This is a genomic window from Mycobacterium colombiense, assembly GCF_001672755.1.
GTDB lineage: Bacteria > Actinomycetota > Actinomycetes > Mycobacteriales > Mycobacteriaceae > Mycobacterium > Mycobacterium colombiense_C.
Genome location: NZ_LZKI01000149.1, coordinates 24,061 through 41,540 on the forward strand (window position 1 = coordinate 24,061; position 17,480 = coordinate 41,540).

General features: G+C 69.3%; 6 protein-coding genes. All 6 read left to right on the forward strand.

Translation table 11 applies throughout. The features are described 5' to 3' along the window. Positions 1 to 38: 38 nt before the first annotated feature. Positions 39 to 3,542 carry a non-ribosomal peptide synthetase gene (locus A5708_RS20455; protein ID WP_065030371.1) on the forward strand — a complete coding sequence of 1,168 codons (3,504 nt, stop codon included), beginning with the start codon at positions 39 to 41 and terminating at the stop codon, positions 3,540 to 3,542. 13 nt (positions 3,543 to 3,555) lie between these two features. Continuing rightward, on the forward strand, positions 3,556 to 4,305 hold the full coding sequence (locus A5708_RS20460) for a thioesterase II family protein (protein WP_065030372.1): 750 nt from the start codon (positions 3,556 to 3,558) through the stop codon (positions 4,303 to 4,305). Between the two features lie 5 nt (positions 4,306 to 4,310). Further along, a complete protein-coding gene (locus A5708_RS20465) occupies positions 4,311 to 5,630 on the forward strand; it encodes a polyketide synthase (protein WP_155766100.1) in 1,320 nt (439 codons plus the stop codon). Next, positions 5,630 to 8,668, forward strand: a complete 3,039-nt coding sequence (gene mbtD, locus A5708_RS20470) for a mycobactin polyketide synthase MbtD (protein ID WP_065030376.1) — start codon at positions 5,630 to 5,632, stop codon at positions 8,666 to 8,668. The genes A5708_RS20465 and mbtD overlap by 1 nt, the downstream gene beginning before the upstream one ends. A gap of 1 nt (position 8,669) precedes the next feature. After that, entirely contained in the window at positions 8,670 to 15,251 is a 6,582-nt protein-coding gene (locus tag A5708_RS20475; protein ID WP_065030374.1) for a non-ribosomal peptide synthetase, read from the forward strand. After that, positions 15,248 to 17,480, forward strand: a 2,233-nt coding sequence (locus tag A5708_RS20480) for a condensation domain-containing protein (protein WP_155766101.1), incomplete at its 3' end; no start/stop codon positions are given. The genes A5708_RS20475 and A5708_RS20480, both read left to right, overlap by 4 nt.

Sequence of the window (17,480 nt, forward strand, 5' to 3'; positions counted from 1 at the left end):
AAAAATTAGGGCAGCCTGTGCTAATTCAGGGAGGGTCTGTGGTGCACGCCTCGGCACGCTCGGACGACATCCGGGCGGAGGTGGCCGAATTGCTCGGCGTCGACGTCGATGCAGTTCAGCCGGGTAGCAACCTCATCAGCCAGGGCCTGGACTCCATCCGCATCATGACGCTGGCCGGCCGCTGGCGCCGCCAGGGCGTCGACATCGACTTCGCGACGCTCGCCGAAAACCCGACGGTCGAGGCCTGGGCCGGGTTGGTCTCCGCCGGCGGACACGGCGCCGACCGGCAAACGGTTCCCGCCCCGGCGCCCGCCGACGTCGAGCTGTCCGGCGAGGACGAGCCGTTTTCCCTGGCCCCGATGCAGCACGCGATGTGGGTCGGTCGCCAAGACAACCAGCAGCTGGGCGGGGTTGCCGGGCATCTTTACGTGGAGTTCGACGGTGGCCTGATCGATGCCCAACGGCTGCGCGAGGCGGCCACTGCGCTGGCGCGTCGCCACCCGATGTTGCGGGTGCGGTTCCTCCCCGATGGCACGCAGCGCATCACCCCGGCCGACGAGAGCGGCGACTTCCCGGTGAGCGTCGAGGACCTCCGCTCGCTGAGCCCCGACGAGGTCGAGCAGCGGCTGGCGGCAATCCGGGTTGCCAAATCGCACCAGCAGCTGGACGGTGCGGTGTTTGAATTGGCCATGACGCTGCTACCGGCCGAGCGGTCGCGGCTACACGTCGATCTGGACATGCAGGCCGCCGACGCGATGAGCTATCGCACCCTGATGGCCGACCTTGCGGCCCTCTACGGCGGCCGCAACCTCCCGGAGTTGAGCTACACCTACCGGCAGTACCGCCAGGCCATCGAGGCCGACGACGCGCAGCCGCAACCCGCGCGCGAGGCGGACCGGGCGTGGTGGGGACAGCGCCTCCCGGAGCTGCCGGACCCGCCGGCGCTGCCGTCGACCGGTGGCCGGGGCTCGGGCGACAGCACCCGACGCTGGCACTGGCTGGACCCCCAAACCCGCGATGCGCTGTTTGCCCGCGCCCAGGCGCGCGGCATCACCCCGGCCATGGCCCTGGCCGCGGGCTTCGCCAACACCCTGGCGCGCTGGTCGACCACCTCGCGCTTTCTGCTCAACGTCCCGCTGTTCGGGCGTCAGGCTCTGCACCCCGACGTCGACTCGTTGGTCGGCGACTTCACCTCCTCGCTGCTGCTCGACATCGATCTCGTCGGCGCGGACACCGCGACCGCGCGGGCACAGGTGGTGCAGGATGCGATGCGCACGGCCGCGGCCCATTCCGCATATCCCGGGCTGTCGGTGCTGCGCGACCTCAGCCGTCATCGCGGGACCCAGGTGCTCGCGCCCGTGGTCTTCACCAGCGCGCTGGGCCTCGGCGACCTGTTCAGCCGCGACGTGACCGACCAATTCGGGCCGCCGGGATGGATCATCTCCCAGGGGCCGCAGGTGCTGCTCGACGCACAGGTCACCGAATTCAACGGCGGTGTCCTGGTGAATTGGGATGTGCGCGAAGGCATGTTCCCGCCCGGGGTCATCGACGCCATGTTCGGCTACCACATCGACGAGCTGCTCCAGTTGGCCTACGGTGACGAGTCCTGGGACGCGCCGGGCCCCACCGCGCTGCCGGAAGCGCAGCGGGCGGTGCGCGACGCCGCCAACGCCCGCGCCGCTGAACCGAGCGGAGAAGGCTTGCACGACGGTTTCTTTCGGCAAGCCGAGCGGCAGCCCGACGCCCCCGCGGTGCTCGCGAGTTCGGGTGACCTCAGCTACGCGCAACTGCGCGACCAAGCGCTGGCCGTGGCCGCGGCGTTGCGCGCCGCCGGCATCACGGCAGGCGACACCGTTGCGGTGATGGGCCCGAAGACCGCCGAGCAGATTCCGGCGTTGCTGGGCATCTTGTCCGTCGGCGCCGCGTATCTACCGATCGGCGTCGACCAGCCGCGCGATCGCGCCGAGCGCATCCTGGACACCGGTCGGGTGAGCCTGGCCCTGGTGTGCGGTGGACAACGGCTGTCGTTGCCGGTGCCCGAAGTGGTCATCGCCGAGGCGCTTCGCGACGTTCGTGTCGGAGCCGAGATCACCTCAGCGAAAGTCGATCCCGCCGAACTGGCCTACGTATTGTTCACCTCGGGATCCACCGGCGAGCCCAAAGGCGTCGAGGTCACCCACGATGCGGCCATGAACACGGTGGAGTTCATCGGCCGCCACTTCGAAATCGGCCCCGCAGATCGATGCCTGGCCCTGTCGACCCTGGAAGGCGACATCTCGGTGATGGACGTATTCGTCACCTTGCGCACCGGCGGGGCCATCGTGGTGGTCGACGAGGCGCAGCGGCGTGATCCCGACGCCTGGGCCCGGCTCATCGATGCTCACAAAGTCACGGTGCTCCACTTCATGCCCGGCTGGCTGGAGATGTTGATCGAAGTCGCCCGCGGTCGGCTGTCTTCGGTACGGGTGATCCCCACCGGAGGCGACTGGGTGCGACCCGAGGTGGTGCGCCGCCTCCAGGTCGAGGCGCCCAACCTGCGCTTCGCAGGACTCGGCGGTGCCACCGAAACCCCGGTGCACAACACCATTTTCGAAGTCACCGAAGCGGTACCGGAGCACTGGACGGCCTTGCCCTTCGGCGTCCCGCTGCCCAACAACGCCTGCCGCGTCGTCGACGACGCCGGCGCCGACTGCCCCGACTGGGTCGCCGGGGAATATTGGGTGTCCGGGCGCGGCATCGCACGCGGCTACCGCGGACGTCCCGATCTCACCGCGGAACGCTTCGTCGAGCACGACGGCCGAATCTGGTACCGCACCGGCGATCTGGTGCGCTACTGGCCGGACGGCACCCTCGAATTCGTGGGCCGTGCCGACCACCGCGTCAAGATCAGCGGATATCGTGTCGAACTCGGCGAGATCGAGACCGCGCTGCGGCGCGTGCCCGGGGTGCGGACGGCGGTGGCCGCCTTGATCGCCGTGTCCGGGGAATCCGACATGCTGGCCGCGCAGGTGTGTACCGATGACACGACTTTGACCGCCGAGCGGATTCGGCAGCGTCTTGGTGACCTCGTCCCCGCGCACATGGTCCCGCGCCACATCATGGTGGTGGAGCGGATCGGATTCACCGATGCCGGAAAGCTCGACCGCCGAGCCGCCGCACGCGAATTGGAAACCGCCGTCTCGCAAGCACAGCGGCCCGGTCACCGCTCACCATCGACGCCGGTGGAATCCGCACTGGCGAAGATCGTCGGCGACCTGCTCGGCCGGGACAACGTCGGAGTCGACGACGACTTCTTCGCCCTCGGCGGCGATTCGGTGCTCGCCACCCAGGCGGTGGCGAGGATTCGGGCCTGGCTGGACGCGCCGGACATCATGGTCGCCGACATCTTCGCCAACCGAACGGTGGCGGCGCTGGCCGCGGTGCTCAGCGCCGGTGAGAATGACCCCGACCGGCTCGACCAGGTCGCCGAGCTGTACCTGGAAGTGATCGGCATGGACGCCGAATCGGTTCTGGCCGCCTCCGAGCGAACCGCGAAATCGTAGATAGCGCAACGACATGAATAATCTGATCACCGCCACGTTCCCGTCGTGGATCAAACTGACCCCGCGACGCCACAACGGGTCATCCACCGGTGCCATCGTGGTCTTCCCGCACGCTGGCGCCGCCGCGGCGAGCTATCGGGTGCTGGCAGCGGCACTGGCCGCCGGCGGCGACACATACATCGTGCAGTACCCGCAGCGGGCGGACCGCCTCAGCGAACCCGCTCACGACAGCGTGCACGACCTGGCCGTCAGCCTCTTCCAGGCCGCGCCATGGCCCAGCGTGGCGCCGCTGAAGCTGTTCGGGCACAGCATGGGCGCCGTCGTCGCCTTCGAGTTCGCCCGCGTCGCCGAAACACACGGCTCGGCGGTGCAGAAACTGTGGGTGTCGGCCGGTCCGCCGCCGTGCGTCGTCGCCGAGATGCCCGAACTGCCGACCAGTGACGACGGGTTGCTGGCCGATATCGCCGATTTGGGTGGTACCGACCCCGAACTGCTTGCCGACGAAGAGTTCTCCGAGCTACTGACCACCGCGGTGCGCGCCGACTACCACGCCTTCAACGGGTACAGCCCCAGCCCCGATGTCCGCATCGGCGCCGACATCCACGTACTGGGCGGCCATGACGATCACCGCATCGCCACCGGGGTGCTGCGGCAGTGGGAAAGGCACACCGCCGGATCCTTCGGTATGTCGCTGTATGACGGCGGCCATTTCTACGTCTACGACCATGTCGACGCGATCGCCGCGCAGGTGAATGCCGGGTGATACCAATGTCTGAGGACGGGTTCGACGCCGAGCGTGCCGACCCGGTCGTGATCGTGGGCATGGGCGTGGAAGCGCCCGGCGGCATCGAAACCGCCGACGATTACTGGGATCTGCTGGCACACGGGCGTGAGGCGTTGGGCCCGTTTCCCACCGACCGCGGTTGGGCGGTGCGCGACCTGCTCGCCGGCTCGCGCCGCAGCGGTTTCAAGGAGATTCACGACCGCGGCGGTTTCCTCACCGGGGCAACCACATTCGATCCAGAGTTCTTCGGCATATCACCCCGCGAGGCCGTCGTGATGGATCCGCAGCAGCGGGTCGCGCTTCGGGTGGCCTGGCGTGCGTGTGAAAACAGCGGCATCAACCCCGACGACCTGGCCGGGCACGACGTGGGCTGTTTTGTCGGTGCCTCGGCCACGGGATACGGGCCCCAGATGGCCAAATTCACCGAACACAGCGGACATCTGCTGGCCGGCACCGCGCTCAGTGTGATCTCGGGCCGCATCGCTTACACCCTGGGCCTGACCGGTCCGGCGCTGACCCTGGATTCGTCGTGCGCGTCGGCCCTGGTGGCGTTCCATGTCGCGGTGCGCTCCCTGCAGAACGACGACTGCGATCTGGCCGTCGCGGGTGGTGTCAACGTGCTGGGGTCACCGGGCTTCTTCGTCGAGTTCTCCAAACAGCACGCGCTCTCCGACGACGGCTACTGCCGTCCCTACAGCGCGCAGGCCAGCGGAACCGTGTGGGCCGAGGGAGCGGCCATGTTTGTGCTGCAACGGAAGTCGGCGGCGCTGCGTGCAGGTCGCCAGATCGTGGCCGAGGTGCGGGCCACCGCCATGAATCAGGACGGCCGCAGCGCCGGTCTGAGCGCCCCCAGCGGTGACGCCCAGGTGCGGCTGTTCCAGCGGGCCATCAGCCAGGCCGGGATCAAACCCAACGAGGTGGGCATGATCGAGGGACACGGCACGGGCACCCGGCTCGGCGACCGGACCGAGTTGCGCTCGCTGGCCCAGACCTACGGCGATACCGAACCGGGCACCGGCGCGCTGCTGGGCTCGGTGAAGTCCAACGTGGGCCACTCGCTGGCCGCCGCCGGCGCGCTGGGGCTGGCCAAGGTGCTGGTCTCCGCCGAACACGGCGCCGTGCCGGCCACCCTGCACGCCGGCGACCCCAGCCCCGAAATCGAATGGGAGAAACAGGGTCTGCGGCTGGCGCAAGCCCTGACACCGTGGCCGGCCATCGACGGCCAGCGCACCGCCGCGGCGTCCGCGTTCGGGATCGCGGGCACCAACGCCCATCTGATCGTCTCCGTCCCCGAGGTCGCATGATGCTGAACCATGGGCTGCCGGACGGGCGCGTCCCGGTGCTGCTCAGCGCCCACGACCCCGAGCTGATCCGCCGAGACGCCGCGGCGATCGCCGCCTACCTGGGCCGCATCGACGACGCGGCGGACCCGACCGTTGCAGTCGCCTCCACCCTGCTGCGGTTGCGCCGGGTGCGGCGTCACCGCGCGGTGTTGCGAGCCGCCGACAGCACCGAACTCGTGGCGGGGCTGTCCGCGATCGCTCAAGGCGACGAGCACGAGCTGGTCTCGCACTCCGCCAAGGCGACGCCGCCGCGCATCGCGTTCGTGTTCCCGGGCCAGGGCAATCAGTGGCAGGCCATGGGAGCCGACGCCTACCGGCGACTGCCGGCCTACCGCGAGGCGGCCGACCGGTGCACGCAAGCGTTCTCATCCGGCGGATTCCCTTCTCCGCTGCCCTATCTGGCGGGCGACGAGGAGCGCGACTGGTCGCGCCCCGAGATCCAGGGCGCACAGTTCACCCACGCGGTGAGCCTGGCCGAAGCGTGGCGATCCTGCGGGGTGCTGCCCGACATCACCATCGGGCACAGCCTCGGCGAGGTGGCGGCTGCCTATGTGGCGGAAGCGATCTCGCTGCCGGACGCGGTCGCTCTGGTGGTGGCCCGCGCCACCGTCGTCGACCAGCTGTCCGGCCGCTATGCGATGGCGGTGCTCGGCACCGGCCTCGACATCGCGGAGGCGCTGCTGGCCGAGACACCGGGCTGGCTGGAAGTGTCGGCGGTCAACGGACCGTCGTCGACTGTGGTCGCCGGCGATCACGAGGCGGTGGCCGCCGCGGTGGGGCTGGCCCAACAGCGGGGGATCTTCAGCCAGCAACTGTCCGTCGACTATCCCGGCCACACCAGCGCGCTACGACCGTTGCGGGCGAGCCTGGCCGAGCTGACCCCGCAGTCGGCGTTCCGCGACGGCCCGGTGAGGTTCATCGGCTCCACGCTGGGCACCGAATTGGCCGGAACCACCGACTTCTCCGACTACTGGTATGAAAACCTCTGCGGCACAGTACGATTCGACCTCGCCGTGCGGCACGCCCGTGCCTGTGGAGCCGACGCGTTCGTGGAGCTCTCCGCGCACCCGTCATTGCTCTACCCGCTGGGCGACATCGTCGACGACGAGTCGACCCTCATCGTCGGCTCGGGGCACCGCGACCGATCCATCATCGATTCGGTGTCCGAGAGCATCGCCGCCATCGCGACCGCTGACCCCGGCTGCAGGTGGGCCGACGCGGTCCCGATGGCCGACCGGCCTGCGCTGCGGGGATTCCCGAACGCGCCGATGCGGGCGGTGCACCTGTGGGCGGCGCCCGAACAACCGACCGAGGCGGCGCCGACGCCTGTGCCCACCGTGGCCGTCGAGGACTGGCAGCCGGCGACTATCACACCGAGCGCGAGCGCCGCGGACATCGGCTTCGTCGGTGCGGGCGCGCTGACGCAGCGGCTCGTCGATGCCGTTGCGGCACAGGGCGGCTGCCGGGCGGTGTCGCCCGATGAGGCGGAAATCCTGGTGGTGATTGCCCCGGAGTTCGATCGGCTCGACGTCACCGCCGCGATCGAGCAGATCGCGGACCGGCCCGACGCGGGCCTACCCGATTACCCCGCGCTCATCGGCCCGCGATGCCGCGCCGTCTGGTTGCTCACCGCCGGTGCCGAACAGGTCGACCGCAATGACGCCAACGTCTCTCCGGCACAGGCGGCGCTGGCGGCCATGCATCGTAGCCTCGGCTTCGAATTCCCGGACCAGGCATTCGGGCATCTCGACCTCGCGCATCGCGATGTCGATGCCGCCACGACACACGCCGCCGTCGAGGTGTTGCTCGGCGAGGCGGCCGAGGTCGCGTTGCGCGGCACCGAATCGCCGCGACGCCACGTCCGGACGTTCCGCGTGTGCCGCGAACCGGCGGTCCCGCGGCCGCTCGATGCCGCCGCCGTGGACGACGTGGTGATCACCGGTGGCAGCGGAGCCATCGGGCTGCAGTACGCCCGGTACTGCCTGGAACGCGGCGCCAGGAAGGTGACCCTGTTGAGCCGCAACGGCGTTGACCCGACCGCGCTGCGTGAGCTCTCCGACCGGTACGACGCCGAAGTGCATGCTCCGCAATGCGACATCACCGATCGCGCCGCGCTAACCGCCGTGGCCGCCGAACATGGATCGGGGGCGTCCTTGCTGATCCACACTGCGGGCATTGCGCGGGCGCGCTCGCGTGCGGAGCTCACCGGCTCCGACGTGGCGGCGGTCTGCGCGGCCAAGGTCCGCGGACTGGCGATGATGGCCGACGTGTGGCCGCTGCGGCCGGACTGCCGGATCCTGGCCTGCTCCTCGGTATTCGGCGTCTGGGGCGGCTACACCCACGCGGCGTACGCGGCGTCCAACCGGATGCTCGACGTGTTGGCCGGGCAGTTGCGTGCCACCGGCCGCGACTGCACGGCGATTCGATGGGGCCTGTGGCACGGCGCCGGGGTAGTGGTCGGCAACGAGATCACCCGCACCGAGCGTTCCGGTCTGGTGGCGATGGAGCCGGAACAGGCCATCGAAGCCGGCCTGTATCGCTACGAGGGCGATCCATTGATTTTCGACGCGGACTTCGAGCGGCTGCAGGTGTTCTTCGAAAGCCAGGGAATGCCAATGCCGTTCACCGCCTCACGCGCCCGCGTGAACGACGACCGCGCGGCCGCGGCGGAGAAGCCCCTCGGCGAGATCGTGCGGGCCGAATTGGCCGCGACATTGCACCTGGCTGATTCGCTGTCGATCGACCCGGGCACGCCGCTCATCGACCTGGGCGTGGACTCCTTGCTGGCACTCGATTTACGTAAGCGGCTGCGCCGCACGGTAGGCAACGCGGTTCCGGTGTCCCGCATGCTCGGCGGCATCACGATGACCGAGCTGATCGAGGCGCTGCGTGCCGACTCAACCGGGGGCCCCGCGGCGTCGCCGTCATTCGAGCGCGCCGGAGCCGCCAACGGTGCGCCCCACTCAACGCTCGCGATGCTAGAAAGGTTGGACTCCTAGCGTGACAGACACCACCGGCGTCGGCGCCCGTCTCGACGATGAGCGGCTGGAATTACTGCGCCGCAAGCTCGCTGAACGCGGCCTGGCCAAGACGACGGGCGCGGCGCCCGCCGCGGCCGACGGCGAACCACGCATGTCGGTCGGCCAGCACCGGATGTGGTTCGTGCAGTCCGTCGACCCCGACGGCGCGCTGCTCAACATCTGCGTCTCGTACCGCCTGTCCGGCACCGTCGACGCCGCGCAGCTGCACCGTGCGGTCGATGCCGTCGCCGCGCGACACCCGGTGCTGCATACGACGTACGCCACCGACGGTGAGGGCGACCCGTACCCGGTGATACACGAGGACCTGCGGCCCGAATGGGCCGAGCACGACCTGACCGGATTGACCGATCAAGCGCGCCGGCTACGGCTGGATGTACTGGCGCAGCGGGACTTTCGCCGGCCATTCGACCTGAGCAAGGATTCACCGCTGCGAGTCACGGCGGCACGCCTGGCCGACGACGAACTGATGCTGCTGATCACCGCGCATCACATCGCCTGGGACGACGGCTCATGGGCACCCTTCTTCGCCGATCTGACCCGCGCATACACCGACCCCGCCGAGTTCGCCGATGGCCGCGTGCTCAGGGACCTTGCCGCGGATGCCACCGCCGTTCGTCAGGCGGACCTGGACTACTGGCGGCCGCGGATGGCCGACCTCCCGGAACCCCTCGAGCTGCCCGGGGCCAACGGTTCGGTGGTACCCAGCACCTGGCGCGCGCAGCGCGCCGTCGCGCAGTTGGCGTCGGACACCGTCGAGCGGGCGGCCGGGCTGGCCCGCGAGACCGGCGCCACCCCGTACATGGTGTTGATGGCCGCGTTCGCCGCGCTCGTGCACCGGTACACGCAGTCGACCGACTTCTTGGTGGCGGCCCCGGTGCTCAACCGCGGCGTGGGCACCGAGGATGTCATCGGGTATTACGGCAACACCGTGGTGATCCGGCTGCGGCCACAGTCGCACCAGACGTTCCGCGAGTTGCTGGCCCAAACCCGTGAGGACGCGGTGGGCGCCTTCGCTCATTCGCGAGCCGACCTGGACTGGCTGGTGCGCGAGTCGAATCCCGATCGACGGCATGGCGCGGACCGCATGACCCGAGTGAGCTTCGGGCAACGGGAGCCCGACGGCGCCGGTTTCCGCCCGCCCGGCGTGCGCTGCGAGCGAGGCGAATTGCGCGGTCATTTCAACCAATTGCCGTTGAGCCTGATGGTCGAGCTGGACCGGGGACCGGACGGCTCAGGCGGCGGAATAGTCGAGGCCGAGTACCTGGTCGAGGTGATGGACCAGGAGTTGGTCGAGCAACTGCTGCGCCACTACGCCGCCCTGCTGGACGGCCTGCTGTCCGATCCCGACGTGACGCTGTCGGCGTGCGCGTTGATGAGCGACGACGACGCCGAGTGGCTGCGCGCGGTGTCGACCGGCGCGGAATTCGTCACCCCGGCAAGCACGTTGCCCGAGCTGGTCTGCCGGAGGGCGGGGCTCACCCCCGATGCTGTCGCCGTGGTCTACGAGGGGCGCGCCTTTTCCTACCGGGAAATCGACGAAGAGTCGAACCGGTTGGCGCACTGGCTCATCGAGCAGGGGATCGGCACCGAGGATCGCGTCGCGGTGCTGCTGGACAAGTCCCCCGAATTGGTCATCACCGCCCTCGGCATCCTCAAAGCGGGCGGGGTCTATCTGCCGGTGGATCCCACCTACCCGGAGGACCGGCTGAGCTTCATCCTCGAGGACGCGGACGCGAAACTGGTGCTGCGCGAACCGGTTACCGACGCCGCGCGCTATCCGACCAGCGCACCCGCCAAGCTGCTCCGATCGCTGAGCCCGCAAAACACCGCCTACCTGATCTACACCTCGGGCTCCACCGGGCTGCCCAAGGGCGTTCCGGTGCCGCACGCACCCATCGCCGAGTACTTCGTCTGGTTCGGCGACGAGTACCGGATCGACGACACCGACAGGCTGCTGCAGGTCGCCTCGCCCAGCTTCGACGTGTCGATGGGCGAGATCTTCGGCACGCTGATCATGGGTGCCCGCTTGGTGATTCCCCGGCCCGACGGGTTGCGCGACATCGGCTACCTCACCGACCTGCTGGCACGCGAGGGCATCACGTCGATGCACTTCGTGCCGTCGCTGCTGGGGCTCTTCCTGTCGTTGCCCGGCGTCAGCCAGTGGCGGACCCTGCGGCGCGTGCCCATCGGCGGGGAGGCCCTGCCCGGCGAGATCGCCGACAAGTTCCACGCCACCTTCGACGCGTTGCTGCACAACTTCTACGGACCGACCGAAACGGTGGTGAACTGCACCAGCTACCCGGTCGAGGGCACCCAGGGCACCCGGGTGGTGCCGATCGGCCGGCCCAAGATCAACACGCAGGTGTATCTGCTCGACAACGCGCTGCAGCCGGTCCCCGTCGGTGTGATCGGTGAGATCTACATCGCCGGAACACATGTCGCGCACGGGTATCACCGCAGGCCGCAGTTGACCGCCGAGCGCTTCGTCGCCGACCCGTTCACGCCCGGTGGCCGGATGTACCGTTCCGGTGACCTGGCCCGCCGCAACGCGGACGGTGACATCGAGTTCGTCGGCCGCGCCGACGAGCAGGTGAAGATCCGCGGTTTCCGCATCGAGCTGGGCGAAATCGCGGCCGCCATCTCGGTCGACCCCAGCGTCGGGCAAGCGGTCGTGCTGGCCATGGACCTGCCCCAGTTGGGCAAGAGCCTGGTCGGATACGTGACGCCGGCCCAGGGCGCCGACACGGAAACGGTTGACGTCGAGCGCATCCGGGCCCGGGTGGCCGCCGCGCTGCCGGACTACATGACCCCCGCCGCTTACGTAGTGCTCGACGAGATCCCGATCACCGCGCACCAGAAGATCGACCGCGCCGCGCTGCCGCAACCGCAGATCGCGGCCGCCACCGAATACCGCGATCCCACCACCCCCACCGAACAGCGTGTCGCGCAACTGTTTTCCGGGTTGCTCGGCCACGAACGCGTGGGCATCGACGACTCGTTCTTCGATCTGGGCGGCCACTCGCTGGTCGCCACCAAGCTGGTCACCGCGATCCGCGCGGAGTGTGGCGTGGAAATCGGCATCCGCGACGTGTTCGAACTCGCGACGGTCGGGGGGTTGGCCGAGCGGATTGACCAACTGGGTTCGGGCGGACGGGCGCAGTCGCGGCCCAGGCTGATCACCACCGCGCATGACGAACCCATGCCGCTGTCGGCGTCGCAGCTGCGCAGCTGGTTCGCCTACCGCGTGGACGGGCCCAGCCGGGTCAACAACATTCCCTTTGCGGCGAAGCTGACGGGACCCTGGGACATCGATGCGTTGATCGCCGCCGTCGGCGACGTCGTTGCCCGGCACGAAATCTTGCGCACCAGCTACGTCGAGCTGGACGGCGTGCCCTATCAAGTCGTTGAACCGGCCGGCGTCGAGGTTCCGGTGCGCCGCGAGGAGGGACCCGACGAGGCCTGGCTGCAACAGCAGCTGGACCTCGAGCGGTGCCACTGCTTCGAATTGGACGCTGAACTGCCGATCCGGGTCGCGGTGCTGCGCACCGAGCACACCGCGGAGCATGTGCTGTCGCTGGTTGTGCACCACATCGCCTCCGACCATTGGTCGGCGGGCGTGCTTTTCTCCGACGTGATGGCGGCCTACCGGGCCCGGCGCGGCGGAGAGGCGCCGTCCTGGGCCCCGCTGCGTGTGCAGTACGCCGACTACGCGGCCTGGCAGCGCAAGTTCCTGGGTGACGTGAACGGCCAGGAGTCCGCCGTGGCCGGCGGCCAGCGGGAGTACTGGACCCGGCAGCTGGCCGGGATGCCGGAGGACACCGGGCTGCGCCCGGACTTCCCGCGCCAGCCGGTGCCCAGCGGCGAAGGGGAGTCCGTCGACTTCCAGATCGACTCGGCCACCCGCGCCAAGCTCGGCGAGCTGTGCCGCGAGCTCGGCATCACCGAATTCATGCTGTTGCAAACGGCCGTCGCCGTGGTCTTGCACAAAGCCGGTGGGGGAGTGGATATTCCGCTGGGCACCCCGGTCGCCGGCCGCACCGAAGCCGAGTTGGACCAGCTGATCGGATTCTTCGTCAACATCCTGGTGCTGCGCAACGACATGGACGGCAACCCGACGCTGCGCGAACTGCTCAAGCGGGCCCGGGAGACCGCCCTGGCCGCCTACGCCCACCAGGACCTGCCGTTCGACCGTGTCGTCGACAGCGTCAGCCCGGTGCGCTCGCTGTCACGCAACCCGCTGTTCCAGGTCGTCGTGCACGTCCGGGATCACCTGTCCGCCACCCGGGTCATCGAGGCCGCGGCCCCGGGCAGCGGCGAGCAGGACACCGTGTGCACCTCGCTGGACCCCATCTTCGACATGGCGCACGCCGACCTGAGCGTCAACTTCTTCGGGACCGACGGCTCCGGCGATATCGGCTACAACTGCAATGTCATCTACCGCACCGAGCTTTACGCCAGGACGACCATCAAGCGGCTGGCCGACTGGCTGGCCCGGGCACTCACCGAGTTCGCCGATGACATCGATCAGACTCTGCGTGACGTCCGGCTGATCGATGCCGCGGAAGAGGACCGCATTCTGCACGACTGGAGCCGCGGGCAGCAGCCGCCGCATGACCGGCCGCTCACCATTCCGGAACTGCTGGAACCCAGCCGGGCGTGGGGCAGCGACCGCGTCGCGGTGCGCTGCGGCGAGCAGAGCATCGATTATGCTGCGCTGCATCGCCGTTCGGACAACCTGGCCGCGCTGCTCGTCAAGAGCGGAGTGGGCCCCGGGTCGCTGGTCGGGCTGTCGACCCGGCGGAGCATCGAGCTGGTGGTGGCGTTAGTGGCCATCATGAAAGCCGGCGCCGGTTACTTCCCCATCGATCCCGGATATCCGCTGGCGCGAAAGCAATTCATGCTCGACGACGTGCAACCGCCGGTCGTGGTCGGCACGGTCGAAGCCGTGGACACCATGCCACAGGTGCCCGGGGTCGAGCTGATCTCGCTGGACGATCCACAAGTACGCGCCCTGGTCGACAGTGAGGACGTGGATCCGCTGTCGGGGGAGGTGCGACCGCCGCACCCCGATGACCCGATGTACCTGGTGTTCACCTCCGGGTCCACCGGCAAGCCGAAAGGTGCGGTGGGAACGCATCGCTCGATGGCCGCGCGGCTCGACTGGCAGCTGCGGAACTACCCGCCGCGGACCGACGACGTTCGACTGGCGCAGGCCTCGATCACCTTCCTCGAAGGCGGCATGGAGATGCTGGCCGGCCTGGCGGCCGGCGCGACGATGATCCTGGCCGACGACGCCGAGCACCGCGACCCGGAGGCCCTCGGGGACCTGATGAACCGGTATTCGGTCGCCCAGGTGACCGCGGTACCCAGCCTGGTGTCGGCGCTGGTGGACAGCCGGCCCGACGCCGTGCGCTCGCTGTCGCGGCTGGTGTGCGGCGGGGAACCGGTGAGCGCTGCGCTGCTGCAGCGGCTGGTATCGGCGTGCGCCGACCGGGACGGCGCGGGCACCGAACTGCTGAACAACATCGGTTCCACCGAGACCTCCGGCGCTGTGTCCCGCGGGCGGCTGGGCCTGCCGAATCCGCTTGTCGGAAAGCCGGTCCCGGGGGCGCAGGCCTACCTGCTCGACGACGGGCTGCGCCCCGTGCCGGTCGGCGTCGTGGGCGAGTTGTACTACGCCGGTGACCAGCTCGCTCGAGGATATTGGAAGCGCCCAGGCCTGACCGCGACGCGGTTCATCGCCAATCCGTTTGGCGCCGAGCCCGGTTCGCGATTGTATCGCAGCGGCGACCTGGCCCGGTGGACCGAGGACGGCCGACTGGAATTCGCCGGACGTTCCGACCACCAGGTGCAGGTCCGCGGTTTCCGCGTCGAGTTGGCCGAGGTCGAGGCGGCGCTGGCCGGCGTCGATGGCGTCGCCGCAGCAGCGGCCCGCACCTGGGAGGTGCACGGCGGCACCTCGCTGGCCGGATACGTTGTGCCGCAACGCGCGATCACCGATGACGCCGCGAAGGCGACATTCGCGGGCGAGGTGCGCGCGGCTATCGCCACGACCCTGCCGGGCTACATGCTGCCGTCGTCGCTGACCGTGCTCGACGTCCTGCCCAAAACCGAATCGGGCAAGCTGAACCGGCCCGGGCTGCCGCGGCCCGCGGTCAGCACCGGCGGGCAGACCGAACCGGCACGCACCGACACCGAACGGGCGCTGGCAAAGGTGTTCGCGGAACTGCTGTCCACCCCGGACGTCGGGCGCTTCGACGACTTCTTCGCCCTCGGCGGCGACAGCATCCTGTCCGTACAGCTCGCCTCCCGGGCCCGGGCGGCCGGGCTGGCCGTGAGCCCGCGGATGATCTTCGAGAACCCGACGGTGCAGCAGCTGGCCGCCGCACTCGATGCGCTGGGCGAGGAAGGGACCGTCATCGAGCAGAACGAGCAGCCGACCGACACCCGTTTCGAGCCGATGAGCACTTCCGGACTGTCGCCCTCGGATCTGGCTGCCGTGACGCACCTCTTCTCGTCGTCGCGCGAAGGCACGACATGACAGCTGCCAAAACCGATGTCGCGCCCGACATCGAGGACGTGATGGCGCTGAGCCCGCTGCAGGAGGGCTTGTACTCGCTGACCACGCTCGCCGAATTCGCCGACGGTGAAGCGGCGGACGACCCGTACGTCATCGGGATAGCGGCGGACATCTCCGGCGAACTCGATGTCGCACTGTTACGTGAGTGCGCGGAACAGATGTTGGTGCGGCACCCGAATCTGCGGGCCAGCTTCTTCAGCCGGGGAATCCCGCGACCGGTACAGATCGTCCCGTCCCGTGTCGAGCTGCCCTGGCGACTGGTCGCCGCCACACCCGCGGACGTGCCGGCGCTGGAAACCGCCGAACGTCAGCGACCGTTCGATTTGGAACGCGGGCCGGCGATCCGCTTCCTGCTGATCGAATTGCCGGGTGCGCGATGGCGTTTGGTGCTCACCGCCCATCACATCGTGATCGACGGATGGTCGTTGCCGGTGTTCGTCAACGAGATGATGATCCTCTATCGGGCCGGCGGCGACCCGTCGGCGCTGCCCGTGGCGCCCCGGCCCTACCGCGACTACATCGGCTGGCTGGCGAGCCGCGACCCGGAAACCAGCCAACGGGTTTGGCGCGAGCACCTGGCCGGACTGCCGGGCCCCACCCTGCTCGCCGCCGCGCTGGGGTCCATCGAGACGACCGACGGGCAGCAGACGGCGCTGCCCCGCACCACCCGGCTGCGACTGCCGGCCGACACCACCAGGCGGTTGGTCGAGGACACGCGATCGCGCGGCATCACCGTCAACACCCTGATGCAAATGGCGTGGGCGCTGGTGTTGTCGCGGCTTACCGACAGCCGCGACGTGGTTTTCGGGGTCACGGTTTCGGGTCGGCCGCCCGAACTGACCGGTGTCGAGACCATGGTCGGTCTGTTCATCAACACCTTGCCGCTGCGGGTGCGGCTCGACCCGGCGGCGACGGCGGGCGAGCAGTGCCGCGCCGTACAACGCGATGCGGCGCTGCTGCGCGAGCACAGCCATCTCGGGCATGCCCAGCTTCGCGCCCTCGGCGGGGTCGGGGAGATGTTCGACACCCTGCTGGTCTACGAGAACTTCCCGATGGACGGGCTGACCGCGGGTGGCGAATTGACCGCCGGCGGTGCGACTTTCCGGCCGTCCGCCCTGCAAACCCTGTCGCATTTCCCGGTCGCGATCGCCGCCCACATGGAAGGCGGCGAGCTGGTGGTATTGATCGAAGCGATCGACGGAGCGCTGGGCGCCATTCCCGCCGCCACCTTCGGGCAGCGGGTGCTCACCGCCGCCGAGAGGCTGCTGCAGGGCTGGGAGCGTCCGCTGCGCGACATCAGCGTCCTGCTGGGCGACGAGGCCGACCCGCTGCCGGCCGCTGCGCCAACGTCGTTGTCGCCGTTGAGCATTCACGCCCGGTTTGCCGACGCCGTGGCCAGGACACCGGACAGCACGGCGGTCAGCTGGGCGGGTGGCGCACTGAGCTATCGCGAGCTGGATCTTCACGCCACCCGGCTGGCGGCCCGACTGGTCGACAAGGGGGTCAAGCCCGAATCTCCGGTCGGCCTCCGGCTTTCCCGCGGTCCGCAGTACATCATCGCGATATTCGCCGTGCTCAAGGCCGGCGGCGTGTGCGTGCCGATGGAGCCGGCAATGCCCCCCGAACGGGTGAACTCGATTCTGCGCCAATCGGGCGCGTCGATCGTGTTGGACGACGAGCTGACCGAGGAGCTGCTGGACGCCTGCGAACCGCACGATGACGACTTCAACCCCGTCGACGTCGCCCCCGCGCAGGCCGCGTATGTCGTGTTCACTTCCGGCACGACGGGAGAGCCCAAGGGCGTCATCGGAACCCACGGCGCGGTGGGCGCGTACGCCGACGATCATCTGGACCGCGTATTGCGGCCCGCGGCAGGCAAACTCGGGCGGCCGCTACGCATCGCCCACGCCTGGTCGTTCGCCTTCGACGCGGCGTGGCAGCCGTTGGTCGGCCTGCTCGACGGGCACGGCGTGCATGTCGTCGACGAGCAGACCCAGACCGACGCCGAGGCGCTCGTCGCACTGATCGCCGCGCACGGGATCGACATGATCGACACCACGCCGTCAATGTTCGCCCAACTGCATGCTTTCGGGTTGCTGACCGAGGCACCGCTGACCGTGCTTGCGCTGGGCGGCGAGGCGGTCGGCAGCGCGGCCTGGGCCCGGATAAGCAACACCTGCAGCACCTCGT